Origin of the sequence: Mycobacterium sp. RTGN6, assembly GCF_033804605.1 — a bacterium.
GTDB lineage: Bacteria > Actinomycetota > Actinomycetes > Mycobacteriales > Mycobacteriaceae > Mycobacterium.
In genome coordinates, this window is sequence record NZ_JAPZKZ010000005.1 from 51,055 (window position 1) to 77,376 (window position 26,322).

A 26,322-nucleotide genomic window follows, 5' to 3' on the forward strand; every position below is an offset into this window, starting at 1 on the left:
CGTTCATCCCGATCATGTGAGAAGAGAGGACCACGATGACCACTTCAGCAGAACAGGGCAACGGTCAAAGATCTGCGGCGAAGAACCCCTACGGCGGAAAACCAGGCAGCGGGATCAGCCTGCCGCCCTATTTCCGGCCGACCCCCAGCGTGGTGAACGCAAGCAACTACTACCCGGTCGGCGAGAAGCTCGGCCCGGACGAAATGCGGATCTCCTTCATGGGAAGTTGCCCCTTCCCGCCGCGGCGCGACCAGGCCGGCACCAGCATGATGGTCGAACTCGGCAACGGTGACCGGTTCTTCTTCGACCTGGGCTCGGGCTGTCTCCGAAACATCGTCGCCATGCAGGTGCCGATCATGGCGGTCAACGACATCTTTCTGTCGCATCTCCACGTCGACCACTTTGCGGACTTGCCCTACCTCTATTGCTTCGCGCCCTGGCTGCTGCGCTGGAAGCCGTTGCGGGTGCATGGCCCCTCGGGACGTACGCCGAAGGACGGCACGAAGGCCATGATCGAGGGCATGAAGCAGATGACCCACTGGCATACCAAGTCCTTCAAGGCATCTCCGGTAGGCGACGGGTATGAGGTTGAGGTCAACGAGTTTGACTGGAAAGACGAGAACGGCCTCTGCTACGACAAGAACGGCGTTCAGGTTCGGCACTGGCCGCGCTCCCACGTAATGGACGGGGCCAGCGCCTATCGGCTCGACTGGAACGGCATGTCCTTCGTGTGGACGGGTGACGGCCGTCCGGACCAACTAACGCTGAAGTACGCGAAGGGTGTCGATGTATTCGTCACCGAGATGCAGGCCGACCTGGGAAGTCTCTCGGAAGCACGGATGGGGATACCTCAGCTCATTGGCAATACGACAATCGACAGTGCCCACACCGTCCCGTACGCGGTCGGATATCTGCTCAACCAACTCAAACCGCGGCTCGGAATGGTCACTCACCTCGAGTACGACACCGGGACAGCGCCGGAGATGATCGCCGGCGTCCGGACGCACTACGACGGGTGGTTCGAATTCGGATTGGATGTGACGGTCGTGAACGTCACCAAGGACGCCATCTGGGTTCGGGATGCCGTGTTACCCGAGGCCGCCAATCCAGCCCGACCCGATCCGGCGCTGCTGCTGAGTCCAGACCAGCTTGAGAAGCTCAAATCCCCTGACGGACAAGCGGAACCGCTGGAAATTGTCTTCCCCGACCCCGAGTACTATCGCGATGCGATCCAGGAGCAGGCGACGCGCGACTTGGAGATCGACCCGGCGTTGTACTACCCGCCGGAGGTGTATCGGGAACAGACCCCTAACTTCCCCAAGAACTTCCGCATGAAGCTCGGCTGAAGTACTTCCCGGGATACCCATGCAACCGTTGGACTGCGAGGCAATCGACCACGACCTGGGCACCGGGCCGGCGGCTATTCCGGTGACGGTGTTGACCGGATTTCTGGGTGCGGGCAAGACGACGCTGATGAATCGGATCCTCAGTGGTGATCACGGGCTGAGAGTGGCGGTTCTGGTCAACGACTTCGGGTCGCTCAACATCGACGCCGAGCTGATTGTCGGCGTGGAATCCGATGTGATCAGCCTGGCCAACGGCTGCATCTGTTGCACGATCCGCGACGATCTCATCGAGACCACGATGGCAACGATCAACCGTCCCGAGCGGCCGGAATACATCCTGCTCGAAGCCAGCGGGGTGGCCGATCCTTCGGCGATCATGGTGACCTTTGGTGCGGACTGCTTCCGCGATCGCATCCGGCTGGACAGCATCATCTGTGTGGTGGACGCCGAACAGGTGTTGGCCGTCCCCGAGTTGATGGAACTCAAGATTCGTCAGATGGCCTTCGCCGACATGATCATCCTGAACAAGGTGGACCTGGTGGATCGAGCCCGGCTCGACCAGATCAGAGCGTGGCTCGACAGCCGCTTTCACCGCTACCGGCTCGTCGAGGCCAGCCACGGCGACGTGCCATTGGAGGTCCTGCTCTCAGTCGGGCGCTTCGACCCGGCGCAAGCGGACCTCCCGATGCACGCCGTCGAAGACCACCACGCGCACGACCCGTCGAACACTTTCAGCTCCTGGTGCTACGAGAGCGAGCTTCCCGTATCGCTGGAGGCATTGCGGGAAGTGATGCGCCAGTTGCCATCTGACATCTATCGAGCCAAGGGCGTCATCTACACATCGGACGTGCCAGAACGCCGGGCTGTGCTGCAGGTGGTCGGCAAGCGGGTGGACATCTCGCTATGGGATGCCTGGGGGGAGCGCACGCCGCGCACGCAGCTCGTCGTCATCGGCGGCGGTGGCATCGACACTGCATCGCTGCAGGTCCAGTTTGAGCTGGCGCTGGCCGCGAACCAAACGACCACGTCGTAATCACACGGTCCCGCGGGCGGCCCACGCGGTAGCGGTGACGGTGAACGGCCCCTTACCCAGTCGTTCGCGAGCCACCGATTCGAGACGTGGGCGAGCATCGTCATCGAGTCGCCCGACGTAGTCACCGGCGGGACCTACACCGAATGTGTATGGCTCCCACCACTCCTCGAACGTCGGGTGCACGACATCGACTGCAATCGAATCTTCTTCCACGTCGCGCAGGCCCGCAGTTTCGAATAGCTCAGTCAGGTGCCCCATGTGCGCCCCGGAGAGGAGTGCTTCATCCTCAGCATCGGGGTCTATCACGTGCACTGCATCCCAGAACGGGGCCAGTGCGCCGGTCGGCCCGTCCCACACGCATGCTGCGACAACACTGCCAGGCCGAGTCACGCGCGCCATCTGCCTGACGCCGACTACTGGATCCGTCATGAAGTGCACCACCAATTGCGCGAGCGCAGCGTCGAAAGCGGCAGTGTCGTAAGGCAATTCCTCCGCCGTACCTAGACGTGCGCTAACGCCTGGGAAGCGCGCGCTGATCGCGTCGATGAACGGCGGTGATGGATCGATCGCCGCGACCTCGGCTCCGATCGACAGCAAGTGTGCGGTCAGCGCGCCCGGTCCACAGCCGACGTCGTGCACCTTGTCGCCCGCATCGACCTCGGCAAATGCCACGAAGACCTCCGCGAGAGGCTCGGCGTATCGGCCCATGAAACGGGCATAGGCCTCCGGCGGAACGGCAAAACTCACCGTGCAATGCTAGATCGCATACCGCGTCATCGAGCCAATTCGTCGTTCCGGTTGAACTCGACGGACGGCGCGCGGTCACACCGATGGCAAACGCGGTTGCGCTGCGTAGCGTCACATCTTCTGCCGCTATATGGTGAAGCGGAACTCCTCCACCTCCCGACGTCGATAAACGTCACGATAGCCCTGGATTGATAACCTTGTGGCGATGAAAGGGACGTCGGACGAGGGGCCCTTCTATCACGGCACAAAGGCCGAATTGCGGCCCGGAGACCATTTCACCGCCGGATTCCGTTCCAACTACCGGCCAGAAATCGTGATGAATCACATCTACTTCACCGCGTTGCGAGACGGCGCGGGCCTCGCCGCTGAACTCGCCGCCGGCGACGGATTCCCGCGGGTGTACGTCGTCGAACCGACCGGGGAGTTCGAGAACGATCCGAACGTCACCGACAAGAAGTTCCCTGGCAATCCGACCCGCTCCTATCGCAGCAGGGAACCACTCCGAATCGTTGGCGAGGTCACCGACTGGACGCGACTGACACCCGAAGCTCTCAAGATGTGGCGAGACCGGCTGGCCGAAGACCGTCTGGATGGCAGCGCCGAAATCATCAACTAGCTCGTCCCCTTCCGCACAGGCCGCCTCCGCTGCGGAAACACCTAGACGTTGAACCGGAACTCCACCACGTCGCCGTCCACGTTGACTACTTCTGTTCCTCCAACAGGTGGGCATACGGGTCGGCCTCGCCACCAACGGATTCCGGCATCGGATAGTAGGTCTTGATGAGCAGGTTCCCGTCATCGTCCCAGGCGAACGTCTCGATGCTGTGTGCCATCTGCACGTTGGGCTCGGTGCCGAAGTGGTTCTCGCACACCCACGCCATCTCGTTCCCGTTGACCTGAACCGTGATCATGTTGATCTTGAGGATCGACTGGAACGTGTCGAAGGCGTCCGACGTAGCGGCTGCGAAACCGCGTTTCTCCTCGGTTCCGACTGGGTCGAACATGCGAACCTCGCTGGGGCAGATGGTGCGCCACGATGCCACCCACGCGTCCTTCTTGCCCGCATTCCACAGATCGGCGTGCTTGGACGCGTGCGCCAAGCGGGCCTTCCGGCTCGGTACCTTGCTCATCTCTGCCCAGCTCCGTTCCCATCAACGTGATGGTCACGATAGCTGGACACTTGTCCAGTCGTAAGGGCCTACTTCTTCGGTTGCTGACTAGACGTTGAACCGGAACTCGACCGGATTACGCCGCCGAACAACGTCATCGACTCTGATGCACCACCAACAGATCTGGACGCAGTTCCACCAAATCAGCACCACCGAAGGCGTTCGACAGATCCTCGAGGCGAGCTTCGACGAGGTTGAGCAGTTGAGTGTTGGAGATGTTGCCCGTTGCGACGATCAACAACCGCCGGGGCAAGCTGTCAGTCAGATGCGAGTGTCGAAAATCCGAATCCTTGGTGACAACGATGCGATCTTCCGCGTCTGCGGTCTCAGCAATGACGGCGTCAGACGACCTATTACCGTCGGGCAGTGCCGAGACATGGACTGCGTCATAGCCACAACGAATCAGGAAGTCACACAATCGAACTGGCAGCTGCGCATCAACGAGAAACTTCACGATCCGGACGGAAACAGCTGCTGGCCTCCAGCCACCAACGCGCCGTACTCCAGCGCTGCGAGCAGATCGTCACGCTGCAGGTCTGGATAGTCCGCCAACACCTCATCGAAGGACATACCGCTGGCCAGCAATTCCAGGACAGACTGCACCGAAAGCCTCAACCCACGAATTACAGGTTTGCCGTGCAGCACCGAAGGATCAACTGTGATGCGATCCAGACGGCTGGCGGCACTCGGCATAACACCCATTGTCCCCCACCTTTCCGATGTACGAGATCAATGTCACCGTAGGTGGGCCCACCGACACGCAGCGAGCAGTCCTGCACTCACCCGGTGGCCCAGAACTCCACCCGCGAACACCAGAGAGGGACGATGACAAACCGCTGGTCCGGAGTCACCATCGATTGCGCCGATCCCATTCGGATGGCGACTTTCTGGGCCGCCTTGCTAACCATTCCGAGGTCGAACGAGCATGGGGACGATCCGAACTGGGCGACTGTGGGCTCGCGCTCGGGGCAGTTTCCGCGACTCACCTTTCAGCGCGTACCCGAACCGAAATCCACAAAGGTACGCATCCACCTGGACGTGCAAGTGGACGACATCGCCACGGGCGTAAGGCAGGTCGAGGACCTTGGCGGACGGTGGGCGGGCATTCGCAACGACCACGAAGAGGGCGTCGTCCTTGTCATGCTCGATCCCGAAGGGCACGAATTCTGCCTGGTTCAATACTTCGGAAACCACCTATCAGACGTTGAACCGTAACGGGTCTAGACGTTGAAGCGGAACTCCACCACGTCGCCGTCCACCACGTTCAGGCCTCGACGGACTCCAGTAGTGCAACATCGTCGCGGACGGCCCAATGCTCGACCACCAAGCCGTTCGCGAAGCGGAAAATGTGGACCTGAGGCCAGTTGACGTGGTTGCCCTTGACCTGTTTGCCAGCCAGACGCGGAAAGCCGTTGCCAATGTGCCGACCGCGAACCGTGCACCAGATCACGACCGTGTCGTCGGAGTGCGTCACGAGATGAACGTCAGCTGACCGCTGGTCGAGGCTGGTGGCCAACCACTCACCGACGACCTGAAAGATTTCCAGTCCGGACCGGCCACTGACGTTGTCGAAGAAGCTCTCAGAAAACATCCTGAATACCCCACCGTCTCCCGACGCAAGGTAGGCGCGGTAGCCGTCCGCTAGTTCCTTGGCAGTTTCGTGGTCCATCGACGCTATCCGATCAGGACGACGAGTTCGACTAGACGTTGAAGCGAAACTCCACCACGTCGCCGTCGGCCATCACGTAGTCCTTGCCCTCCATGCGAACCTTGCCCGCAGCCTTCGCCGCGGCCATCGAACCCGCCTCGACGAGGTCGGCGTACGAGACGATCTCGGCCTTGATGAAGCCCTTCTCGAAGTCGGTGTGGATGACACCGGCCGCCTTGGGCGCGGTGTCGCCGCGGTGGATCGTCCAGGCGCGCGATTCCTTCGGGCCTGCCGTGAGGTACGTCTGCAGCTTCAGGGTGTGAAAACCCGCCCGGGCCAACGCATCCAGGCCCTTCTCCGTCTGCCCGATCGACTCGAGCAACTCGGCGGCCGACTCGTCGTCGAGCTCCTGCAGCTCCGCCTCGATCTTCGCGTCGAGGAACACCGCGTCGGCCGGGGCCACCAGCTCGCGCAGCTCGGCCTTGCGCGCGTCGTCGGTGAGCACCGACTCGTCGGCGTTGAAGACGTAGAGGAACGGCTTGGTGGTCATGAGGTTCAGTTCACGCAGCACCGCGGCGTCGGCACCCGCCGCGAAGAGCGTCGTACCGCCGTCGAGCGTCGCCTGGGCCGCCACCGCCGCCTCGTGAAGGGACTTGCGCTCCTTGTTGTTGCGCGCCTCCTTCTCCAGCCGCGGCACCGCCTTCTCCAACGTCTGCAGGTCGGCGAGAATCAGCTCGGTCTCGATGACCTCGATGTCGGATTTCGGGTCGACCTTGCCGTCAACGTGCACGACGTCGTCGTCGGCGAATACGCGCACCACCTGGCAGATGGCGTCGCACTCGCGAATGTTGGCCAGGAACTTGTTGCCCAACCCGGCGCCCTCCGACGCGCCCTTCACGATCCCGGCGATGTCGACGAACGTCACCGGCGCGGGCACGGTCTTCTCCGACGAGAAGATCTCGGCGAGCTTGTCGAGCCGCGGATCGGGCAACGCCACCACACCCTCGTTCGGCTCGATGGTCGCGAACGGATAGTTCGCCGCCAGCACGTCGTTGCGTGTCAGCGCGTTGAATAGAGTTGACTTGCCCACGTTCGGCAGTCCGACGATTCCCAGGTTGAGGCCCACGGGTTGGACAGTCTAGGCGGCGCCACCGGCACGCCCGCGCGCGCTGGCAGCGCTCTTTGCGCGAATGCCGGTACGGTCTAAGCGTGTCAGGTCAGCGTGCACGGTCGGCGACTGCGGCCGATCATCGCTCGGCGCTGCCTCGAGTTCCGGGCATTCCCTGGTGGGGAGCCATCTTGCTGGCGGCGACGACGTCTGCCGTTGGGTTCGCGTACGACGCGGGTACCGGCAACAAGGAACTCTCGATCGCCTTCGCGATCTGCTACGTTGCCGGCTGCGTGTTAGCGGTACTTGCAGTTCGGCAGTCGGGAGTGTTCACCGCGGTCATCCAGCCGCCGCTGATCCTGTTCGGCATCGTCCCGGCCGCGTACTTCGTCTTCCACGGTAGCCAGGTCACCGGCATCAAGGACATTCTGATCAATTGCGGCTATCCGCTGATCGAACGCTTCCCCCTGATGTTCTTCACGTCCGCGGCCGTCCTGGTGGTCGGTCTGGTCCGGTGGTACTTGGCCCTGTCGGCTCGACGAGCCGCACCCGAGGGCGCCGAGACCGAGACCCCCGATCGGGCGTCGGGCCGACTTGCGGCCGCCGAGACCACGACGATCGACGCCGTCGAGGCGACCCCACGCCGCCGGCGCCGCGAGCACTCGCTAGACCGTCCGAGCCGCGCGAAGGCTGCTGCCGAAGTCCCGGAAGAGGCGCCGCGCCGGCCGAAGAAGACTCCAAGGACCGCCCCGGCCGCGGGAGCGTCGCGCTCGCGTCATGCCAGGCCGCCGGAGACCGAGCTCGCCGAGCCGAACCCCAACCGACCCCGGCGCCGCCCGGGACCACCCGTGACGCCGCCCGCCGAACCGCCCGCCGACGCCCGCAGGCGTACCCGTGGCGCTGCGCCGCGCGAACCGCGCCGAAACCTGCCGCCGGTGGACGCCCGAGGCGCGCACGAGCGACCCGAACGGCCGCGGCCGGCGGAACGCTCCGACCGCTACGACCCGTACGACCAGCCCGAGCGCCGTCGGCGGCCCGCTCACGAAACCTACGACCCCTACACTCCGCCCGAACCCCGCTCGACGAATGGCGCGAACGGGACGCATCACCCGGTGTCGCGCGTGCGCTACCGCGGCGCCGATGACGGCGAGTCACGTACCGAGCACCGCACTCGCCCGCGGCGGCCCAGTGACGCCGACTCCTGGGAGTACGACGCCTGACGCCCGCGGGCTAGCGTCGCGCGGGCCGGATCTCGCGGGGAAGCGTGAATACCAACGTCTCGTTGGCCGTGGTGACTGACTGCACCTCGCCGTAGCCATAGTCAGCGAGCCGCTCGAGCACTCCCTGCACCAGGATCTCTGGTACCGAGGCACCGGAGGTCACGCCGACGGTGGTGACGCCGTCGAACCAGGACGGGTCGATGTCGTCGGCATAGTCCACCAGGTATGACGCGTCGGAGCCCGCACCGAGGGCGACCTCGACCAGCCGAACGGAGTTCGACGAGTTGCGTGAGCCGACGACGATGACCAGCTCGCACGCGGGCGCCATGGCCTTGACGGCGACCTGGCGGTTCTGCGTGGCGTAGCAGATGTCGTCGCTGGGCGGATCCTGCAGCGTCGGGAAGCGCTCGCGCAGCCGCCGCACCGTCTCCATGGTCTCGTCGACGGACAACGTGGTCTGGGAGAGCCAGATGACCTTGCTCTCGTCGCGGACGGTGACGCGGTCGACGGAGTCCGGCCCGTCGACCAGCTGCACGTGGTCGGGCGCCTCGCCCGCGGTGCCAACGACCTCTTCGTGGCCCTCGTGGCCGATGAGCAGGATGTCGTAGTCGTCGCGGGCGAACCGCTTGGCCTCGTTGTGCACCTTGGTGACCAGCGGGCAGGTGGCGTCGATGACCCTGAGGTCGCGCTCCTGCGCATTCACGTGCACCGTCGGGGCGACGCCGTGCGCAGAGAACACCACGATCGAGCCTTCGGGCACCTCGTCGGTCTCGTCGACGAAGATGGCGCCGGCCTTGGCCAGCGTCTCGACGACGTGGACGTTGTGCACGATCTCGTGGCGAACGTAGACGGGTGCGCCGTGCTTCTCGAGGGCACGCTCGACGGTCTCGACGGCACGGTCGACGCCCGCGCAGTACCCGCGCGGCTCGGCGAGCAGGACTCGCTTGGCGGTCGCGGGCCCGACGATGGACGGGACAGCACCCGGAAGACCCAGGTTGATCGTCGGTTGCATGGGGTCCAGGGTACTTACCCACGGGCTTCGCAGACCAGTCGACGGACCCGCCCGTACTCTTGCACCCATGGCTACAGCACCGTATGGGGTTCGACTGCTGGTCGGCGCGGCGGTGACCGCGCTGGACGAAACCCGCAAGCTGCCGCAGACGATCCTGACGTACCCGATGACGGTGGCCAGTCAACTCGCGCAGCTCGTCATGAAGATGCAGCAGGACGTCGCCGACCTCGTCAACAGGGGCGACGAGACGCTCGAGCAGCTGTTCCCGCCCAAGGACGAGCAGCCCGAGTGGGCGACCTTCGACGAGGACGTCGACGACGACGCAGATGACGACACCGTCGTTCGACTGGACGGCGAACGGCTCACCGAGGGCCGCTTCGCGCTGTACACCACCGGTGAGCCGGACGCCGAGACCGAAGCGGGCAGCCCGGCGCCCGACGGTGCCGGGGCGCCCGGGATCGTCGCCGAGTTGGACTATGCGTCGCTGACGCTCGCTCAGCTGCGCGCGCGGCTGCCATCGCTTCGGGTGGCCGACCTCGAGGCGTTGCTGACTTACGAGGGTGCGACGAAGTCGCGGGCGCCGTTTCAGACGTTGTTGGCCAATAGGATCACCCGCGCGACCGCCAAGTGAGCCAAGCCGCACCCCCGAACTCGGCCGAGAATCCGTGGCCGGTGCGCGCGGTCTCGACGCGGGTGGCGGACTACATCGACAAGCTCGGACGGGTGTGGGTCGAGGGCGAGATCGCCCAGTTGACGATGCGCCCGACGGTGGCGTTCATCGCCCTGCGTGATCCGGCCGCCGACATGTCGCTGTCGGTGGTCTGTCCGCGCGACCTCGTGCTGAACGCCCCGGTCGCATTGACCGAGGGTGTCCGCGTCGTCATGTACGGCAAGCCCAACTTCCACACCGGTAGGGGCACGTTCTCGTTGCGCGTCACGGAGATCCGTGCGGTCGGCGTCGGCGAACTGCTCGCCCGCATCGAGCGGCTGCGTCGCCTGCTCGACGCCGAGGGGCTTTTCGACCCGCGGCTCAAGCGCCCGATTCCCTTCCTGCCCAACGTTATCGGCCTCATCACCGGGCGAGCCTCGGCGGCTGAGCGCGACGTCATGACCGTCACCAGGAACCGATGGCCCGCCGCCCGGTTCGCCGTGCGCCACACCGCGGTTCAGGGCCCGAGCACCGTGCCGCAGATCGTCGAGTCGTTGCGCTCGCTCGACGCGGACCCAGCCGTCGACGTCATCGTGATCGCGAGAGGCGGCGGCGATGTGGAGGCGCTGCTCCCGTTCTCCGACGAGACGTTGTGCCGCGAGATCGTCAAGTGCACGACGCCGGTGGTGAGCGCCGTCGGGCACGAACCCGACAACCCGTTGTGCGACTTGGTCGCCGACCTGCGGGCCGCGACACCGACCGACGCGGCGAAGCGCATCGTGCCCGACGCCGCAGCAGAACGGGCACTGGTGGCGGACTTGTGCCGGCGCAGTGCGCGTGCCCTGCGCAACTGGGTGAACCGCGAGCAACACGTGATCGCCCAGCTCCGCAGCCGCCCGGTGCTCGCCGAACCGCTTGCCGCGCTGGCGGCGCGCGCGGAAGAGATTCACCGCGCCCGCACCGCGGCCCGCCGGGACATCACCCGGTTGATTGCCGCCGAGTCCGAGCGCGTCGGCCACCTGTCGGCCCGGCTGAGCACACTGGGCCCGGCCGCCACGCTCGCCCGCGGCTACGCGGTCGTGCAGACAGTGCCGGCCACCGGATCGGCGGCCGTACTGCGCTCCGTCCACGACGCCCCGGCGGGCACCCGGTTGCGAATCCGGGTCGCCGACGGCGCCATCACCACCGTTAGTGAGGGATCAGATGAAGCCCATTAGTCAGCTGGGATACGAAGCGGCGCGGGACGAGCTGATCGACGTCGTGCGGCAGCTGGAGCAGGGCGGACTCGATCTCGATACATCGCTGAAACTCTGGGAACGTGGCGAGGAACTGGCTAAACGCTGCGAATCACACTTAGCTGGCGCGCGGGAGAAAGTCGAGCAGACGCTGGCCGCCAAGGATGACGAAGAAGCTTGAAAACGGAAATTCAGAGATCCTGGATTCCGCCAAGAAGTGCAGAACTGGAACACGTTACATTTTCCTTGGTATGATTCGTTCCCGTGAGTGATTCAACGCTGACCACTTCCCTTGGCCGTGTCCTCGTCACCGGGGGTTCCGGCTTCGTCGGCGCCAATCTGGTGACCGCGCTACTGGCCCGCGGACACGACGTCCGTTCGTTCGACCGCGCACCGTCCCCGCTGCCCGACCATCCGCGGCTGCAGACCATCGTCGGCGACATCACCAACCCCGACGACGTCGCCACGGCGGTCACCGACGTCGACACCGTCTTCCACACCGCGGCCATCATCGATCTGATGGGCGGCGGGTCCGTCACCGACGAGTACCGGCAGCGCAGCTTCGCCGTGAACGTCGGCGGCACCGAGAATCTGGTGCGCGCCGCTCGGACGGCGGGCGCGAAGCGCTTCGTCTACACCGCGTCCAACAGCGTGGTCATGGGCGGCCAGGTCATCTCGGACGGCGACGAAACCCTGCCCTACACAGAGCGATTCAACGATCTCTACACTGAGACCAAGGTGGCTGCCGAGAAGTTCGTGCTCGCGGCCAACGGCGTCGACGGAATGCTCACGTGCTCGATCCGCCCCAGCGGCATCTGGGGCCGCGGCGATCAGACCATGTTCCGCAAACTGTTCGAAAGCGTGCTCGCAGGACACGTCAAGGTGCTGGTGGGCAGCGCGGAGGCGAAGCTCGATAACTCCTACGTGCACAACCTGATTCACGGATTCATCCTGGCCGGTGAGCACCTAGTGCCCGGCGGCACGGCGCCGGGTCAGGCGTACTTCATCAACGACGGCGAGCCGATCAACATGTTCGAGTTCTCCCGACCGGTCGTCGAGGCCTGCGGAGTCCGCTGGCCCAAGTTCCGGGTGTCGGGCCCGTTGGTGCGGTTCGTGATGACGGTGTGGCAGTGGCTGCACTTCCGGATCGGCCTGCCGAAGCCACCGCTGGAACCCCTTGCGGTGGAACGGGTTTACCTCGACAACTACTTCTCCATCGCCAAGGCGCGGCGCGACCTCGGCTACGAGCCGTTGTTCACCACCGAGCAGGCCATGGCCGAATGCCTCCCGTACTACACCGACCTGTACGCACGGATGAAGAACTCGGGTGCGACCGCGCCCGCCACCGCGTAGGGCGCTACTGCCCGACCAGTGACAGGGCGTGCGCGCGCCGCAGCTTGCCCGACGGCGTCTTCGGGATGATTCCCGGCGCGAGCACCACGACGTTGCGCGGTCGGACGTCGACCTCGGCGAACACCTCGTGCGCGACTGCACGCTGGATGCGACGTGCGTCGGCGTGATCCTCGAAGAGGTTCGACTCGACCGCGATGGCGAACGTCTCCCGACGGTGGCCTGCGTTCAGACGCACCGCGACGGCGCACCCGGCCCGCACCCCTTCGACTCGGGCGGCGGCCCGCTCGATGTCCGTCGGGTAGATGTTCCGGCCGCCCATGATGATGACGTCCTTGACCCGTCCGCACACCACGATGTGCGCCTTCTCGGTCAGGTAACCCAGGTCGCCGGTGTCGTACCAGCCCTGTTCGTCCTGAGCGGACAGGAACCCCGCCAGCGTCGTGTAGCCGGGCGTCAGCGGCTCACCGCGCACCTGGATCACCCCGACGCCACGGGTGGGAAGCTCGTTGTCTGATTCGTCGACGATGCGCGCCTCGAGCCCGGCGAGCAGCGGGCCCAGCGTCGCGAGCCTGCGCACGTTGCCCGACGTGGCCGGCACGGCCCGGTGCAGGACGGCGAGCATGTCGGCGTCGACCTCGTCGATCACCAGTCCGGTGCCGCACACGGAGAACGACACCGCGACCGTCGTCTCGGCCATTCCGTATGCGGGCAGGATGGCCTCCCGACGCAGCCCGAATGGCGCGCCCGCATCGCAAAGGTCCTCGACGACCGCCGGTTCGACCTGCTCGGCCCCTGACAGCGCCCAGCGCAGCGACGACAGGTCGAACTGGCCCGGCTGGGCCTGCTTGCGCAGCCGCTTCGCCAGCAGGGCGTAGGCGAAGTTGGGCGCCGCCGTCATGGTGCCCTTGTACTTGTCGATGAGTCTTGGCCACAACAGGATGTCGGTCAGGAAGTCCATCGGAGTGACCTTGACCAGCTCGGCGCCGAAGTACATCGGCACGATCAGGAACCCGGTCATGCCCATGTCGTGAAACAGCGGCAACCAGCTGACGATCACGTCGGTGTCCAGGTCGTACTCCGCGCCGACGAACATCGCCTCGGCGTTCGACACCAGGTTGCGGTGCGTGATGCGTACTGCCTTGGGTGGGCCCGTCGAACCGGACGTCAGCTGCAGCAGCGCGATGTCGTCCTCTTCGGTCTCGATCGGGTCGATCGGATCCGCGGCCAACAAATCGGCAATGACGAGCACGGTGACGCCGCGGTCCGACAGCACCGGCGCCGCGGCCATGAAGGGATCGGACACGATCACGACCGCCGCCCCGAGCGCGTGGATCACGCGCGCCGTCTCCTCGGCCCACATCATCAGATCGGTGCGGGGGGTGGGCTGGTGCAGCATCGTCAGGCTGCCGCCGCGCATCCAGACCGCCTGGGCGGTGGGCGCGATCTCGACGGGCGCCCCGGCCAGCACGGCGACCGCGTCACCGTGGCCGACACCTGCGGCGGCCAGTCCGCCAGCAATCGCGCGGGCCCGCTCATGCACCTCGGCCCAGCTTTGCCGGACCGGCGCATGGGGCTCGCCAGTGACCAGTCCCCTGGTGCTCGTCGTGGCGTTCGCGTACATGACGTCGCAGAACCGGCTCATCGGGTAATTCCTGACGTCACGGTATGCGCCTGTCGCCGACCTCGGCGAAATGCCCCAACAAGTGCCGCACGACGGACGCCATCATGGGCACTGTCGACTCGGAGACCGCACCGAGCACGCGGTTGGCCACCGTGGGCTTGCAGGACGGCGGAACGACGTAGAGCACCGCGTCTCGCGAGTGCGTGCCGATCAGGTACAGCGTTTCGCTCGTCACCAACGAGTACGGGTCGACGGAGATGGCCACGCCCCGGCGAATGACGCGGCGCGGCGTCGGCGGCCAGATGCTCGGGTCGTAGACCACCCGGCGCACCTCGCCGATCATCGAACCGACGACGGCGACCAGGTCGGGCAGTTGAGCGCCCAGGTCGTTGCTGCCGGGCCACCATGCCCCGTCCACGCCACCGCGGCCCGTGGACCGGCTGCAGAAGGCCAATCGGGCTGACTTCGTCGTGGGCGGAGAAACAGGCACCATGGCTGGTGCTCCCGTCTGCTCGAGGAGCAATCGCAGACCGTAACCGGCGGCACACTAGGAACCTACGATTCATAGAGGGTAGCGCACCCCCTGGTTCGACCCCGTTTACCCGCCGGTAGCCGACCGCACGATTCAGCAACGGAATTGTTAAGGCGCGACGTGTATTTGATATGAAGCCCGGGCGGCGGACTCGGCCAAACCCCCATACGCGGGCCACCGATTTCCTAGCCTGGAGGGGTTCACCAGTCGAAGGAGTCGCCGTGCCCAACGGAAAGCCAAACATCCTCGTCATCTGGGGTGACGACATCGGGATCAGCAATCTGAGCTGCTACAGCGACGGCATGATGGGCTATCGCACGCCGAACATCGACCGCATCGCCAGCGAAGGCATGCGATTCACGGATTCCTACGGCGAGCAAAGCTGCACCGCGGGTCGGGCGGCCTTCATCAGCGGCCAAAGCGTGTACCGCACCGGAATGAGCAAGGTCGGCGTCCCCGGTGTGGACATCGGCTGGGCGGCCGAGGATCCCACCATTGCCGAGCTGCTCAAGCCGCTCGGCTACGCAACCGGGCAGTTCGGCAAGAACCACTTCGGCGACCTGAACAAGTACCTGCCGACGGTGCATGGGTTCGACGAGTTCTTCGGCAACCTGTATCACCTCAACGCCGAAGAGGAACCCGAGCAGTACGACTACCCGCACAAGGACCAGTTCCCGCGGCTGTACGAGCTTGCCCTGCCGCGCGGCGTAATGAAGTGCAAGGCGACCGACGAGGTGTCCAGCGAACCCGACGACCCCAAGTTCGGTCCGGTCGGAAAGCAGATCATCGAGGACACCGGGCCACTGACCGCCAAGCGCATGGAGACCATCGACGACGACATCGCCAACACCACCATCGAGTACATCAAGCGGCAGCACGAGGCCGACATCCCGTTCTTCGTGTGGTGCAACTTCACCCACATGCACCTCTACACGCACGTGAAGCCCGGCAGCCGCGGCCAAGCGGGAATGTGGCAGTCGGAATACCACGACGCGATGATCGACCACGACAAGAACGTGGGCCAGGTACTCGACGTTCTCGACGACCTTGGCATCGCCGAGGACACCATCGTCATCTACTCCACCGACAACGGACCACACCGCAACAGCTGGCCGGATGGCGGCACTACGCCGTTCCGCAGCGAAAAGAACACGAACTGGGAAGGCGCGTACCGGATTCCGGAGTTGATTCGTTGGCCCGGAAAGATCAAGGCGGGCAGCGTGTCCAACGACATCATCCAGCATCACGACTGGCTACCGACCCTGCTTGCCGCGGCCGGCGATCCCGACGTCAGCGACAAGTTGAAGAAGGGCTACAAGGCGGGGGCGGACGGCGAGACCGAGTACAAGGTGCACATCGACGGGTTCAATCTGATGCCGTATCTGATGGGCGAGGTCGAGCACAGCCCGCGGCGCGGGTTCTTCTACTTCAACGATGACGCCGAACTGGTGGCGATGCGGTTCGAGAACTGGAAGATCGTGTTCGCCGAGCAGCGTTGCCAAGGCACGCTGCGGATCTGGGCCGAGCCGTTCACGCCGCTGCGCATACCGAAGCTGTTCAACCTTCGCACCGACCCGTACGAGTACGCCGACATCACCTCGAACACGTACTACGAGTGGTTCCTTCGGCGCGACTTCTTCGTCTTCTACGCGACGGCGATGGCGTCGGCGTTCCTGGACACGTTCAGGGAGTTTCCCCCCCGGCACCCACCCGCCAGCTTCAGCATCGATCAGATCGTGAAGAAGCTCGAAGAGTTCCTGGCGGCCGACTAGGGTCGACTCGCCGCTACAGCAACGACAATTCAAGAAGGGGTACGCGAATGCCTGACTCCAAGCCGAACATCCTCGTCATCTGGGGCGATGACATCGGCATCTCGAACCTCAGCTGCTACAGCCGCGGGATGATGGGTTACTCCACGCCCAACATCGACCGGATCGCCGACGAGGGAATGCTCTTCACCGATTCCTACGGCGAGCAGAGTTGCACAGCAGGCCGCTCGTCCTTCATCACCGGACAGAGCGTCTACCGCACCGGCATGAGCAAGGTCGGCATGCCCGGCGTGGACATCGGGCTGCAGAAGGAAGACCCGACCATCGCCGAGCTGCTCAAGCCAATGGGTTACGCCACTGGACAATTCGGCAAGAACCACCTCGGCGACCTGAACAAGTACCTGCCGACCGCGCACGGGTTCGACGAGTTCTTCGGCAACCTGTACCACCTCAACGCCGAAGAGGAACCCGAACACGAGGACTACCCCACCGCGGAGGAAGCGCCGCTGTTGCGCAAGGCGCTGGTGCCGCGCGGCGTGATTCACTCGTGGGCCACCGACGACGACTCCGGCGAGGTGGACGAGCGGTACGGCCCCGTCGGCAAGCAGCGCATCGAGGACACCGGACCGCTGACCAAGTTGCGAATGGAGACCATCGACGACGAAACCACCGGCGCATGCGTCGACTTCATCAAGCGCCAGCACGACGCGGGCACCCCGTTCTTCGTGTGGATGAACATGACGCACATGCACTTTCGGACGCACACCAAGCCGGAGAGCAAGGGCCAGGCCGGCCGTTGGCAGTCGCCGTACCACGACACGATGATCGACCACGACCGCAACGTCGGCACGTTGCTCGACCTGGTCGACGAACTCGGCATCGCCGAGGACACCATCGTCATCTACTCGACCGACAACGGCCCGCACGCCAACAGTTGGCCGGACGGCGCCACCACGCCGTTCCGCAGCGAGAAGGCCACCAACTGGGAGGGCGCCTTCCGCATTCCGGAAATGATCCGCTGGACGGGAAAGATCAAGCCGCGCAGCGTGTCCAACGAGATCGTCCAGCATCATGATTGGCTGCCGACGTTCCTGGCCGCCGCGGGCGACCCCGACATCGTCGACAAGCTCAAGGCCGGGTACACCGCCGGCGACATGACGTACAAGGTGCACATCGACGGCTACAACCTGCTGCCGTACCTCACCGGAGAGGTGGACGAGAGCCCGCGCCGCGGGATGATCTACTTCTCCGACGACTGCGACGTGCTGGGCATTCGGGCGGACAACTGGAAGATCGTGTTCATGGAGCAACGCTGCCAGGGCACGCTGCAGGTCTGGTTCGAACCGTTCACCGCGCTGCGGGCGCCCAAGCTTTTCAACCTGCGCACCGACCCCTACGAACACGCAGACGTCACGTCGAACACCTACTGGGACTGGCTGATTGATCGCCTCTACCTGATGTTCTACGGCTCGGCGATCGTGACCCAGTTCCTCGAGACGTTCAAGGAGTTCCCACCGCGTCAGGAACCGGCCTCGTTCACGATCAACCATGCGGTGGAAGAACTCGACAAGTTCCTCGCCACCCGCGGCGGCTGACCGTGGCCGAGCTCGCATCCTGGACCGACGGGTCCACGAAGTCGGCGATCGTCGACTTCGTGGGCCGGGTCACCACCGATGGTCCGGATTACGTCAGTCCAGAAGAGCGCATCGCCGTGTTCGACAACGACGGCACCCTGTGGTGCGAGAAGCCGATGTACATCCAACTCGACTTCATCATCCGCAGGCTGGCCGAAAAGGCGAGCGCCGAACCAGCGCTGGCGGGACAACAGCCATACCAGGCGGCCGCGGCGAACGACCTGAACTGGTTCGGCGGGGCCATCACCAAGCACTACCAGGGCGACGACTCCGATCTGAAAGTGCTTGCCGGCGCTGCACTCTCGCTCCACGAGTCGATGAAGGTCGAAGAACACGCGGCACGGATCGCGGCGTTCTTCGCCGAGGCCGTCCACCCGAGCCTGGGCCGGCCGTACCCGACGTGCACCTACGTGCCGATGGTCGAGTTGCTGCGCTACCTGGAGGCGCACGGCTTCACCTGCTACATCGTCTCCGGGGGTGGTCGCGACTTCATGCGGCCCATCACGTCGACCATCTACGGCATCCCACCCGAGCGCGTCGTGGGCAGTGCGCAAGGGCTGAAGTTCGAGGGCGGCGACGGGCACGGTGACCTGTTGATTCAACCCGCACTGGACATCTGGGACGACGGCCCCGAGAAGCCGGTGCGCATCTGGAATCGGATCGGTCGGCGGCCCATCCTCTCGGCAGGCAACTCCAACGGCGACGACGAGATGCTGATGTACTCGGGTAGGCCCAATGCGGCATCGCTGCGGCTGCTGGTGCTTCATGACGACGCCGAGCGTGAATTCGCCTACACCGCAGGGGCGGAACGCGCGCTGGAGCATGCCGGCCAGTACGGGTGGACGGTGGTCAGCATGCGCAACGACTGGGCCCAGGTCTTCAGTGCCTAACCTCCTCGCCGAGACTGCGGGGAGATCGCGTTGACGCACGAAATCGCGATCTCCCCGCAGTCTCGGGACGACTTGGTGTGGATTCCGGCGCAGACCGCACTGCTCGGCTCCGATGCGCACTACCCCGAGGAGGCCCCGACGCGGGAGGTGGCCGTCGACGGGTTCTGGATGCAGCGTCATCAGGTCACCAACGCGCAATTCGCCGGATTCGTCGACGCCACCAAGTACGTCACCGTCGCCGAGCGGCCGCTGAACCCGGACGACTACCCCGGCGCTCCGCGCGAGAACCTGCAGCCGGGGTCCATGGTCTTCCACCGCACCACGGGCCCCGTCGACGTCCGGCACCTCGACCAGTGGTGGACCTGGACGCCTGGCGCGTGCTGGAACCACCCCCGCGGACCGAAGTCGTCACTGCGCAACCGCGAGCAGCATCCGGTCGTACACGTGGCGTTCGACGACGCGCAGGCCTACGCCGACTGGGCCGGGCTGGCGCTGCCCACCGAGGTGCAGTGGGAGACGGCGGCCCGCGGCGGGCTGCGCGGCGCCGCCTATACCTGGGGCGACGAGCCCGAGCCCGCCGGGCAGCGGCTGGCCAACTACTGGCACGGCGAGTTTCCGTACCTACCGGACACGGGGTACGGGGCCACGCGGCCGGTCGGCTCCTTCCCCGCCAACGGCTACGGGCTCCACGACATGGCGGGCAACGCGTGGGAGTGGACCACCGACTGGTGGGCCGACGATCGGTCCGTCGAATCATGCTGCGCCGCAGATAGTTACGACCCCAACCAGCCCCAGTTCGAGATCGGACGCAGGGTCGTCAAGGGCGGATCGTTCCTGTGCGCCGACAGCTACTGCCTGCGCTACCGCCCCGCGGCGCGGCGCCCGCAGATGGTGGACACCGGGATGAGTCACATCGGGTTCCGCTGCATCCTGTCCTAGGCTGACGATTGCGCTCCCGGTTTTGGCGTGCGAGGTTGTACCACGTTCTAGATGGGGAGGGTCATGTCTGACGCCGTGCTCGTGACGGGCGCCTTCGGCTTGGTGGGCTCGGCGACGGTCAAACGCCTCGCCGCCGACGGCCGCAACGTGGTCGCCACCGACCTCGACGTTCCGGAGAACCGCAAGGCCGCCGCCGACCTGCCACCCGGGGTGGACGTGCGGTACGCCGACCTCACCAACCCGGCGGAGGTCGACGCGCTGATCGACGCGGTCCAGCCCGCCGCGATCATCCACCTGGCCGCGATCATCGCGCCGTTCTGCTACGCCAGGGCGGCGCTGGCCCGCAAGGTCAGCGTCGACGCCACGGGTCACCTGGTACGGGCCGCCGCGGCACAGGAGCCGCCGCCGCGCTTCGTGCAGGCCTCCAGCATCGCGGTGTACGGGGCGCGCAACCCACACCACGTCACCGGCGTGCTGACCGCCGACACCCCGATGCACCCCACCGATCTGTACGGCACGCACAAGGCCGAGGCCGAGCAGCTGGTCCGAGACTCGAGCCTGGACTGGGTGGTGTTGCGGCTCGGCGGCGTGCTGACAGTCGAGCTCAGCTTCGACATCAAGCCGGAGTTCCTCTTCTTCGAGAGTGCGCTGCCCACCGACGGCCGGATCCAGACCGTCGACGTGCGCGACGTCGCCGCGGCGTTCACGGCGGCCACCACCGCCGACTGCGTCGGCGAGATCCTGCTGATCGGCGGCGACGACGCCACGCACCGGCTCACCCAGGGCGACATCGCCGTTGCAGTCGCCGGGGCCATGGGCCTCGTCGGCGCAGTTCCCATCGGGCGGCGCGGCAACCCGGACAGTGACGACGATTGGTTCGCCACCGACTGGATGGACACCACCCGCGCCCAGGAAGTGCTGAAGTACCAAACCATTTCGTGGCCCGACATCCTCACCGAAACCGCCGAGAAGGCCGGCTGGAAGCGCTACCCGTTCCGGCTCATCGCCCCGCTCATCGGATACTTCCTGCGCAAGCAGTCGGCGTACCGCGACTACCCCGGCGAGTACGCCGACCCGTGGGGCGCCATCCGCGGCAAGTGGGGCGACCCCGGACCCGACCGACCCACCTCCTGACGGGCGTCGACCACCGTGGCCATGGAGAAGACCTTCACGCAACCGCAGAAGCGGGCGCTGGCGATCGCCACCGTGCTCGCGCTCGTCTTCGGCGCGTACTTCCTGCGCGGCTACTTCATCCTCATCGTGATGGCGGCCGTCGCGGCATACCTGTTCGAGCCACTCTTCGAGCGGTTCCGCAAGCGATTCGGCACCGGCTTGTCGGTCACCCTGACCGTCCTGGCGGCCCTGCTCATGGTCATCATCCCGGTGACGCTGCTGGTACTCCTGGCGGTGGTCCAGATCAGCGCGATGGTCGACAGCGTCTCCGGGTGGCTTGCGGAGACGGACCTCAGCTCGCTCGGCGACCGCGCGCTGAGGTACACCAACGACGTGATCGACCGCGTGCCGCTGCTCAACGGCGTCGACGTGACACCGGAACTGTTGCGCGAGCGCGTGACCACCATCGCCCAGCACGTCGGCGAGTATCTGCTGCACGTGCTGCAGGGGGCCGCGGGCGGCCTGCTCGGCGGCGTCACCGCGGCGTTCTTGTTCCTCTACGTGTTCATCTCACTGCTGTCCCAGCACGAACGGGTTCAGACGCTGATCCGCCAACTCAACCCGCTCGGCGAGGAGGTCACCGACCTCTACCTCGCGAAGATGGGCGCCATGGTGCGCGGCACCGTGCGCGGGCAGTTCGTCATCGCACTCGCCCAGGGCCTGTCCGGCGCGCTGTCGATCTACATCGCGGGCTTCCACGAGGGGTTCTTCATCTTCGCGATCCTGCTGACGGCGCTGTCGATGATCCCGCTGGGCGGCGGAATCATCAGCATCCCGTTCGGGGTCGGCATGATCCTGTTCGACAACGTCGTCGGCGGGGTCTTCGTCATCGCGTTCCACCTCATCGTGGTCACCAACATCGACAACTTCCTGCGGCCGATCCTGGTGCCAAAGCAGGCTCGGCTGGACTCTGCGCTGATGCTGCTCGCCGTATTCGCGGGCATCACCATGTTCGGGTTCTGGGGGCTGATCATCGGGCCGGTCATCATGATCGTCATCGTCACCACGATCAGCGTGTATCTCGCGGTGTACAAGGACGTTCCACTCGATCAACCGGACGACGACGAGCCCAAGAAGCCGGGCAGACTGCGGGTGCTGCTCGATCGGGCCCGCAAACGGGCCGACGCCGAGAAGGCGCAGAAGCGCGCCGCCGAAGCGGCCGCATCGGCGACTAAGCCAGCCGCTCCTTGAGGAACGCCACGACGCGTTTGCGCGCCTCGTAGGCCGGATGCCCCTCTACCTCACGGACCTCCAGCGTCAGCACCGAGTGCGCCATCTTGCCGAACCCGTGCTCGTTGCCCTTCTTCGAGTCGATCTCGATGACCTCGAACGCGTCGCCGAGCCGCGCCTTGAGCGTCTTGAAGCGGGCGCCCGGCGACAGCGGATCCTCACTGAACCGCAGCCCCAGCGCGCACAACCCCTCGTCGGCGGCCCGGCGTTCGACGATCTTCAACTCGGCTTCGGACAGCCCCGGATCGGCCTTGTGCTTCGCCGTCAGCCCGATCGGCAACGACGGTTGGCTCAGCACCGGGGCCAGCACGCTGTCGTCGACGGCGGCCGCCAACGCGAAGCCGCCGCTCCAGCACTCGCCGATCACGCCGACACCCTTGCCCGGCGTCTGCTCGTTGAGGTCACGGGCCAACGCACGCAGGTAGTGGGCGATCGGCCGGTCGGCGTTGGTGGTGAACGCCGCGAATTCCTTTGCCACACAACCGCGAATCATCACCGGTATCGCACCCGGCCGCATTCCCGGCGCGCCCGGCGTGCCGTAGAGCGACGGCGCGGCGACGGTGAAGCCGTTGTCCACCAGGTGATTTCCCAGGGCCAGCACGCCGGGATGAATACCTGGCATCTCCGGGATGAGCACCACACCCGGGCCTTCGCCCTTGCGGTAGACGTCGTAGGTGAAGCCTTCCGCCGTGAACGGGGCGGCGGTCCATCCAGTGAGATCGGCTTCCGGAGCCGCTCCGCCGGCGACATCAGACTTGCGTGAGGTCATCGTGCACTCCTAGGAGACGGGCAAGGGCGGCTGCGTCTGCGTCGCCGCGGCCAGCGTACGGTACTCGGCCGTACCTGCTGCGCCGGTTATCGCAATCTGCGCCGAGCCCGATGCGGCTTGCAGCCGGGTTGTCCACACCGCATTGGGAACCTCGCCGACGGGGTCGCCCCCCTCGTACACCACCCAGCGCACCCCGTCGACGTCCTGCACGCCGGTGGGCACCAAGCCGGTGTCCATCCACCTCATCAGCTTGTCCTCGTCGGCATTGCTCTGCGTCAGGCTGATGAACATTCCGGTCGGGGCCAGAAACCCCACCCGCGACGTCACCGCCCGCACGGCCTGACCGCCGTCGGTCCGTCCCGCGTCGATACTGCCCCGGGAACCGGAGTTGGCCTGCCACCCCTGCGGTAGCTGCGGCACCCGGATGGGGAACTTGAGCGCGTCGGCGTCGGCCCGGAGCGCGGCGGGGGCGTCGTACTGCGGCGCAGGCCCTGGACCTGGACCGTTCGGCGCGAACGAGCACATCCCGAGCACGCCGGCGAGCACGATGCAGGCCAGCAGCAACGGTGCCATCGACCAGAACATGTCGCGGCCGTCCTGCAATAGCCGGGACTTCTCGGGCGGCTTCACGGGGACCGTTTGCGCGGTGACATCCTGCCCTGGGGTCGGCTGCGGCGGGACGGTCACGACGACCAGTATCCCAGGTCCCAAAGTCCGATCCGGTAATGGGAGAATCTGGACCCATGACGCCATCGCGACGTGAAGCCCCCGACCGGAACCTGGCCCTCGAATTGGTGCGGGTGACGGAGGCGGGCGCGATGGCGGCGGGCCGCTGGGTCGGCCGCGGCGACAAGGAGGGTGGTGACGGCGCTGCCGTCGACGCCATGCGCGAACTGGTGAACTCCGTGTCCATGCGCGGTGTCGTGGTCATCGGCGAGGGCGAGAAGGACAACGCCCCGATGCTCTACAACGGCGAAGAGGTCGGCAACGGCGACGGTCCCGAGTGCGACTTCGCCGTCGACCCGGTCGACGGCACCACGTTGATGAGCAAGGGCATGCCGAATGCCATCTCGGTTCTGGCGGTCGCCGAGCGCGGTGCGATGTTCGATCCGTCGGCGGTGTTCTACATGAACAAGATCGCCGTCGGTCCGGACGCCGTCGACGTCATCGACATCATGGCGCCCATCGGGGAGAACATCCGCAAGGTCGCCAAGGTGAAGGGCTCCAGCGTCGCCGACCTCACGGTGTGCGTGCTGGACCGACCGCGCCACGCCCAGCTGATCGAAGACGTCCGCGAGGCAGGCGCGCGGATCCGGCTGATCTCCGACGGTGACGTCGCGGGCGCCATCTCGGCCTGTCGGCCGAACTCCGGTACCGACATGCTTGCAGGTATCGGCGGCACCCCGGAGGGCATCATCACTGCGGCGGCGATCCGTTGCATGGGCGGCGCCATCCAGGCGGTGCTGGCACCAACCGACGACGCCGAACGCCAGAAGGCCATCGACGCCGGCCACGACCTGGATCGGGTACTGCACACCGAGGACCTGGTCTCGGGTGAGAACGTCTTCTTCTCCGCGACGGGCGTGACCGACGGCGACCTGCTGCAGGGTGTCCGCTACTCCGCCGGCGGCTGCACCACCCAGTCCATCGTGATGCGGTCCAAGTCCGGCACGGTCCGGATGATCGAGGCGTACCACCGGCTCACCAAACTCAACGAATACTCAGCCGTCGACTTCACCGGCGACAAGACCGCCGCCTACCCACTGCCGTAACACCCCTTCCGCCAACATAATTCGAATGAACAGGGAGCACATGACCGCCGACAGCGTCGTCGAGAACGCAGCAGGCAACACCCAGTACCGCATCGAACACGACACCATGGGCGAGGTGCGGGTACCCATCAACGCGATGTGGCGCGCCCAGACCCAACGTGCGGTGGAGAACTTCCCAATCTCAGGGCGCGGCCTCGAGCGCACGCAGATCCGCGCGCTCGGTCTGCTCAAGGGCGCTTGCGCACAGGTGAACAAGGACCTGGGCCTGCTCGCGCCCGAGAAGGCCGACGCCATCGTCGCGGCAGCAGCCGAGATCGCCGACGGTCTGCACGACGACCAGTTCCCCATCGACGTCTTCCAGACCGGGTCAGGCACCAGCTCCAACATGAACGCCAACGAGGTCATCGCGTCGATCGCCGCGGCGAGCGGCGTGACCGTGCACCCCAACGACGACGTCAACATGTCGCAGAGCTCCAACGACACGTTCCCCACCGCCACGCACATCGCCGCGACGGAAGCCGCTGTGCGCCACTTGATTCCGGCACTCGAGGTGTTGCACGAGTCGCTGGCGGCCAAGGCGAAGCAATGGCGCACCACGGTCAAGTCCGGCCGCACCCACCTGATGGACGCGGTGCCCGTGACGCTCGGCCAGGAGTTCGGCGGCTACGCGCGTCAGATCGAGGCCGGTATCGAGCGGGTCAAGGCCACGCTCCCCCGACTCGGTGAGCTGGCCATCGGCGGTACCGCCGTCGGCACCGGGCTCAACGCGCCGGACGGCTTCGGCAAGAAGGTCGTCGACGTGCTCGTCGACCAGACCGGCATCGCAGAATTGCGCACGGCCGTCGACTCATTCGAGGCACAGGCGGCGCGCGACGGCCTGGTGGAGGCGTCCGGCGCGCTCAAGACCATCGCGGTGTCGCTGACCAAGATCGCCAACGACGTGCGCTGGATGGGTTCGGGCCCGCTCACCGGGCTCGGCGAACTGCAGCTGCCCGACCTGCAGCCGGGTAGCTCGATCATGCCCGGCAAGGTCAACCCGGTGCTGCCCGAGGCGGTCACGCAGGTGGCCGCACAGGTCATCGGCAACGACGCGGCCGTCACCTGGGGCGGCGGCAACGGTGCGTTCGAGCTCAACGTCTACATCCCGATGATGGCGCGCAACGTGCTCGAGTCGTTCACGCTGCTGGCCAACGTGTCGAGGCTGTTCGCCTCCAAGTGCATCGACGGTTTGATCGCCAACGAGCAGCACCTGCGCGAGCTGGCCGAGTCCTCGCCGTCGATCGTGACACCGCTGAACTCGGCCATCGGGTACGAGGAGGCCGCGAAGGTCGCCAAGGAAGCGCTCAAGGAGCGCAAGACGATTCGGCAGACGGTCATCGACCGCGGGCTGATCGGCGACAAGTTGTCGGAGGCCGAGCTCGACAAGCGGCTCGACGTGCTGGCGATGGCCAAGGTGAAGGACGGCGACTAGCT

Annotated in this window: 28 protein-coding genes; 17 read left to right on the plus strand and 11 right to left on the minus strand. The window is 65.8% G+C overall.

Features of this window, described 5'->3' with window-relative positions; genetic code table 11:
- Positions 1-35: 35 nt before the first annotated feature.
- The gene (gntH, locus tag SLQ33_RS13805; RefSeq protein WP_319454428.1) at positions 36-1,346 is read left to right on the plus strand and encodes a guanitoxin biosynthesis MBL fold metallo-hydrolase GntH; all 1,311 of its coding nucleotides are present in this window, start codon (positions 36-38) and stop codon (positions 1,344-1,346) included.
- Between the two features lie 19 nt (positions 1,347-1,365).
- A complete protein-coding gene (locus SLQ33_RS13810; RefSeq protein ID WP_319454429.1) occupies positions 1,366-2,379 on the plus strand; it encodes a GTP-binding protein in 1,014 nt (337 codons plus the stop codon).
- Here SLQ33_RS13810 and SLQ33_RS13815 read toward each other — a convergent pair whose 3' ends face one another.
- Positions 2,380-3,126 carry a class I SAM-dependent methyltransferase gene (locus tag SLQ33_RS13815; RefSeq protein ID WP_319454430.1) on the minus strand — a complete coding sequence of 249 codons (747 nt, stop codon included), beginning with the start codon at positions 3,124-3,126 and terminating at the stop codon, positions 2,380-2,382.
- A 205-nt stretch (positions 3,127-3,331) separates the two neighbouring features.
- Between SLQ33_RS13815 and arr the strand changes: the two genes are divergently transcribed.
- Positions 3,332-3,742 carry an NAD(+)--rifampin ADP-ribosyltransferase gene (gene arr, locus SLQ33_RS13820; RefSeq protein WP_319454431.1) on the plus strand — a complete coding sequence of 137 codons (411 nt, stop codon included), beginning with the start codon at positions 3,332-3,334 and terminating at the stop codon, positions 3,740-3,742.
- Positions 3,743-3,827: 85 nt separating this feature from the next.
- Here arr and SLQ33_RS13825 read toward each other — a convergent pair whose 3' ends face one another.
- The 3 genes from SLQ33_RS13825 to SLQ33_RS13835 form a co-directional block, all read right to left on the minus strand.
- Positions 3,828-4,256 carry a hypothetical protein gene (locus SLQ33_RS13825; protein WP_319454432.1) on the minus strand — a complete coding sequence of 143 codons (429 nt, stop codon included), beginning with the start codon at positions 4,254-4,256 and terminating at the stop codon, positions 3,828-3,830.
- 133 nt (positions 4,257-4,389) lie between these two features.
- Positions 4,390-4,749 (minus strand): DUF5615 family PIN-like protein, encoded by a 360-nt coding sequence (locus tag SLQ33_RS13830; RefSeq protein WP_319454433.1) that lies wholly within the window; start codon positions 4,747-4,749, stop codon positions 4,390-4,392.
- Positions 4,746-4,997 carry a DUF433 domain-containing protein gene (locus SLQ33_RS13835; protein ID WP_319454434.1) on the minus strand — a complete coding sequence of 84 codons (252 nt, stop codon included), beginning with the start codon at positions 4,995-4,997 and terminating at the stop codon, positions 4,746-4,748. The genes SLQ33_RS13830 and SLQ33_RS13835 overlap by 4 nt, the downstream gene beginning before the upstream one ends.
- 84 nt (positions 4,998-5,081) lie before the next feature.
- Between SLQ33_RS13835 and SLQ33_RS13840 the strand changes: the two genes are divergently transcribed.
- A complete protein-coding gene (locus SLQ33_RS13840) occupies positions 5,082-5,510 on the plus strand; it encodes a VOC family protein (protein WP_319454435.1) in 429 nt (142 codons plus the stop codon).
- 49 nt (positions 5,511-5,559) lie between these two features.
- Here SLQ33_RS13840 and SLQ33_RS13845 read toward each other — a convergent pair whose 3' ends face one another.
- Together SLQ33_RS13845 and ychF are read right to left on the minus strand one after the other, a co-directional pair.
- Positions 5,560-5,964, minus strand: a complete 405-nt coding sequence (locus SLQ33_RS13845) for an ester cyclase (RefSeq protein WP_319454436.1) — start codon at positions 5,962-5,964, stop codon at positions 5,560-5,562.
- Between the two features lie 31 nt (positions 5,965-5,995).
- A complete protein-coding gene (ychF, locus tag SLQ33_RS13850) occupies positions 5,996-7,069 on the minus strand; it encodes a redox-regulated ATPase YchF (protein WP_319454437.1) in 1,074 nt (357 codons plus the stop codon).
- Positions 7,070-7,152: 83 nt separating this feature from the next.
- On the opposite strand from ychF, the gene SLQ33_RS13855 reads away from it, so the two are divergent.
- Positions 7,153-8,271 carry a DUF6542 domain-containing protein gene (locus tag SLQ33_RS13855; RefSeq protein ID WP_319454438.1) on the plus strand — a complete coding sequence of 373 codons (1,119 nt, stop codon included), beginning with the start codon at positions 7,153-7,155 and terminating at the stop codon, positions 8,269-8,271.
- Between the two features lie 10 nt (positions 8,272-8,281).
- On the opposite strand, the gene SLQ33_RS13860 is transcribed toward SLQ33_RS13855, so the two are convergent.
- Positions 8,282-9,283: a 4-hydroxy-3-methylbut-2-enyl diphosphate reductase gene (locus SLQ33_RS13860; RefSeq protein WP_319454439.1), complete on the minus strand. Its 1,002-nt coding sequence runs from the start codon at positions 9,281-9,283 to the stop codon at positions 8,282-8,284.
- A 67-nt stretch (positions 9,284-9,350) separates the two neighbouring features.
- Here SLQ33_RS13860 and SLQ33_RS13865 point away from each other — a divergent pair, with 67 nt between their 5' ends.
- From SLQ33_RS13865 to SLQ33_RS13880, 4 genes are all read left to right on the plus strand, one after another.
- Positions 9,351-9,914, plus strand: coding sequence for a lipid droplet-associated protein (locus tag SLQ33_RS13865; RefSeq protein WP_319454440.1), 564 nt, complete (start codon positions 9,351-9,353; stop codon positions 9,912-9,914).
- Positions 9,911-11,149, plus strand: a complete 1,239-nt coding sequence (gene xseA, locus SLQ33_RS13870) for an exodeoxyribonuclease VII large subunit (RefSeq protein WP_319454441.1) — start codon at positions 9,911-9,913, stop codon at positions 11,147-11,149. Before SLQ33_RS13865 ends, xseA begins: the two co-directional genes overlap by 4 nt.
- Entirely contained in the window at positions 11,136-11,348 is a 213-nt protein-coding gene (locus tag SLQ33_RS13875) for an exodeoxyribonuclease VII small subunit (protein WP_319454442.1), read from the plus strand. Before xseA ends, SLQ33_RS13875 begins: the two co-directional genes overlap by 14 nt.
- A gap of 83 nt (positions 11,349-11,431) precedes the next feature.
- A complete protein-coding gene (locus SLQ33_RS13880; RefSeq protein WP_319454443.1) occupies positions 11,432-12,520 on the plus strand; it encodes an NAD-dependent epimerase/dehydratase family protein in 1,089 nt (362 codons plus the stop codon).
- 4 nt (positions 12,521-12,524) lie between these two features.
- On the opposite strand, the gene SLQ33_RS13885 is transcribed toward SLQ33_RS13880, so the two are convergent.
- Both SLQ33_RS13885 and SLQ33_RS13890 read right to left on the minus strand, forming a co-directional pair.
- Positions 12,525-14,162 carry a fatty acyl-AMP ligase gene (locus SLQ33_RS13885; protein ID WP_319454444.1) on the minus strand — a complete coding sequence of 546 codons (1,638 nt, stop codon included), beginning with the start codon at positions 14,160-14,162 and terminating at the stop codon, positions 12,525-12,527.
- 16 nt (positions 14,163-14,178) lie between these two features.
- Positions 14,179-14,634, minus strand: coding sequence for a DUF5994 family protein (locus tag SLQ33_RS13890; protein ID WP_319454445.1), 456 nt, complete (start codon positions 14,632-14,634; stop codon positions 14,179-14,181).
- Positions 14,635-14,894: 260 nt separating this feature from the next.
- On the opposite strand from SLQ33_RS13890, the gene SLQ33_RS13895 reads away from it, so the two are divergent.
- From SLQ33_RS13895 to SLQ33_RS13920, 6 genes are all read left to right on the plus strand, one after another.
- A complete protein-coding gene (locus tag SLQ33_RS13895; RefSeq protein ID WP_319454446.1) occupies positions 14,895-16,445 on the plus strand; it encodes an arylsulfatase in 1,551 nt (516 codons plus the stop codon).
- 47 nt (positions 16,446-16,492) lie between these two features.
- On the plus strand, positions 16,493-18,037 hold the full coding sequence (locus SLQ33_RS13900; protein ID WP_319454447.1) for an arylsulfatase: 1,545 nt from the start codon (positions 16,493-16,495) through the stop codon (positions 18,035-18,037).
- Positions 18,038-18,039: 2 nt separating this feature from the next.
- The gene (locus tag SLQ33_RS13905) at positions 18,040-18,966 is read left to right on the plus strand and encodes an HAD family hydrolase (protein WP_319454448.1); all 927 of its coding nucleotides are present in this window, start codon (positions 18,040-18,042) and stop codon (positions 18,964-18,966) included.
- A 30-nt stretch (positions 18,967-18,996) separates the two neighbouring features.
- Complete coding sequence (locus SLQ33_RS13910) at positions 18,997-19,905, plus strand: formylglycine-generating enzyme family protein (protein ID WP_319454449.1); 909 nt, start codon at positions 18,997-18,999, stop codon at positions 19,903-19,905.
- A gap of 63 nt (positions 19,906-19,968) precedes the next feature.
- The gene (locus SLQ33_RS13915) at positions 19,969-21,039 is read left to right on the plus strand and encodes an NAD(P)-dependent oxidoreductase (RefSeq protein ID WP_319454450.1); all 1,071 of its coding nucleotides are present in this window, start codon (positions 19,969-19,971) and stop codon (positions 21,037-21,039) included.
- Positions 21,040-21,060: 21 nt separating this feature from the next.
- On the plus strand, positions 21,061-22,269 hold the full coding sequence (locus SLQ33_RS13920) for an AI-2E family transporter (protein ID WP_319454451.1): 1,209 nt from the start codon (positions 21,061-21,063) through the stop codon (positions 22,267-22,269).
- Here SLQ33_RS13920 and SLQ33_RS13925 read toward each other — a convergent pair.
- On the minus strand, positions 22,250-23,077 hold the full coding sequence (locus SLQ33_RS13925; protein WP_319454452.1) for a dienelactone hydrolase family protein: 828 nt from the start codon (positions 23,075-23,077) through the stop codon (positions 22,250-22,252). The two genes, SLQ33_RS13920 and SLQ33_RS13925, sit on opposite strands and share 20 nt — an antisense overlap.
- Before the next feature lie 9 nt (positions 23,078-23,086).
- Positions 23,087-23,764 carry a DUF4245 domain-containing protein gene (locus tag SLQ33_RS13930; protein ID WP_413467653.1) on the minus strand — a complete coding sequence of 226 codons (678 nt, stop codon included), beginning with the start codon at positions 23,762-23,764 and terminating at the stop codon, positions 23,087-23,089.
- Positions 23,765-23,802: 38 nt separating this feature from the next.
- Here SLQ33_RS13930 and glpX point away from each other — a divergent pair, with 38 nt between their 5' ends.
- Together glpX and SLQ33_RS13940 are read left to right on the plus strand one after the other, a co-directional pair.
- The gene (gene glpX / locus SLQ33_RS13935) at positions 23,803-24,849 is read left to right on the plus strand and encodes a class II fructose-bisphosphatase (protein WP_319454453.1); all 1,047 of its coding nucleotides are present in this window, start codon (positions 23,803-23,805) and stop codon (positions 24,847-24,849) included.
- Between the two features lie 40 nt (positions 24,850-24,889).
- Positions 24,890-26,320, plus strand: coding sequence for a class II fumarate hydratase (locus SLQ33_RS13940; protein ID WP_319454454.1), 1,431 nt, complete (start codon positions 24,890-24,892; stop codon positions 26,318-26,320).
- Positions 26,321-26,322 lie beyond the last annotated feature (2 nt).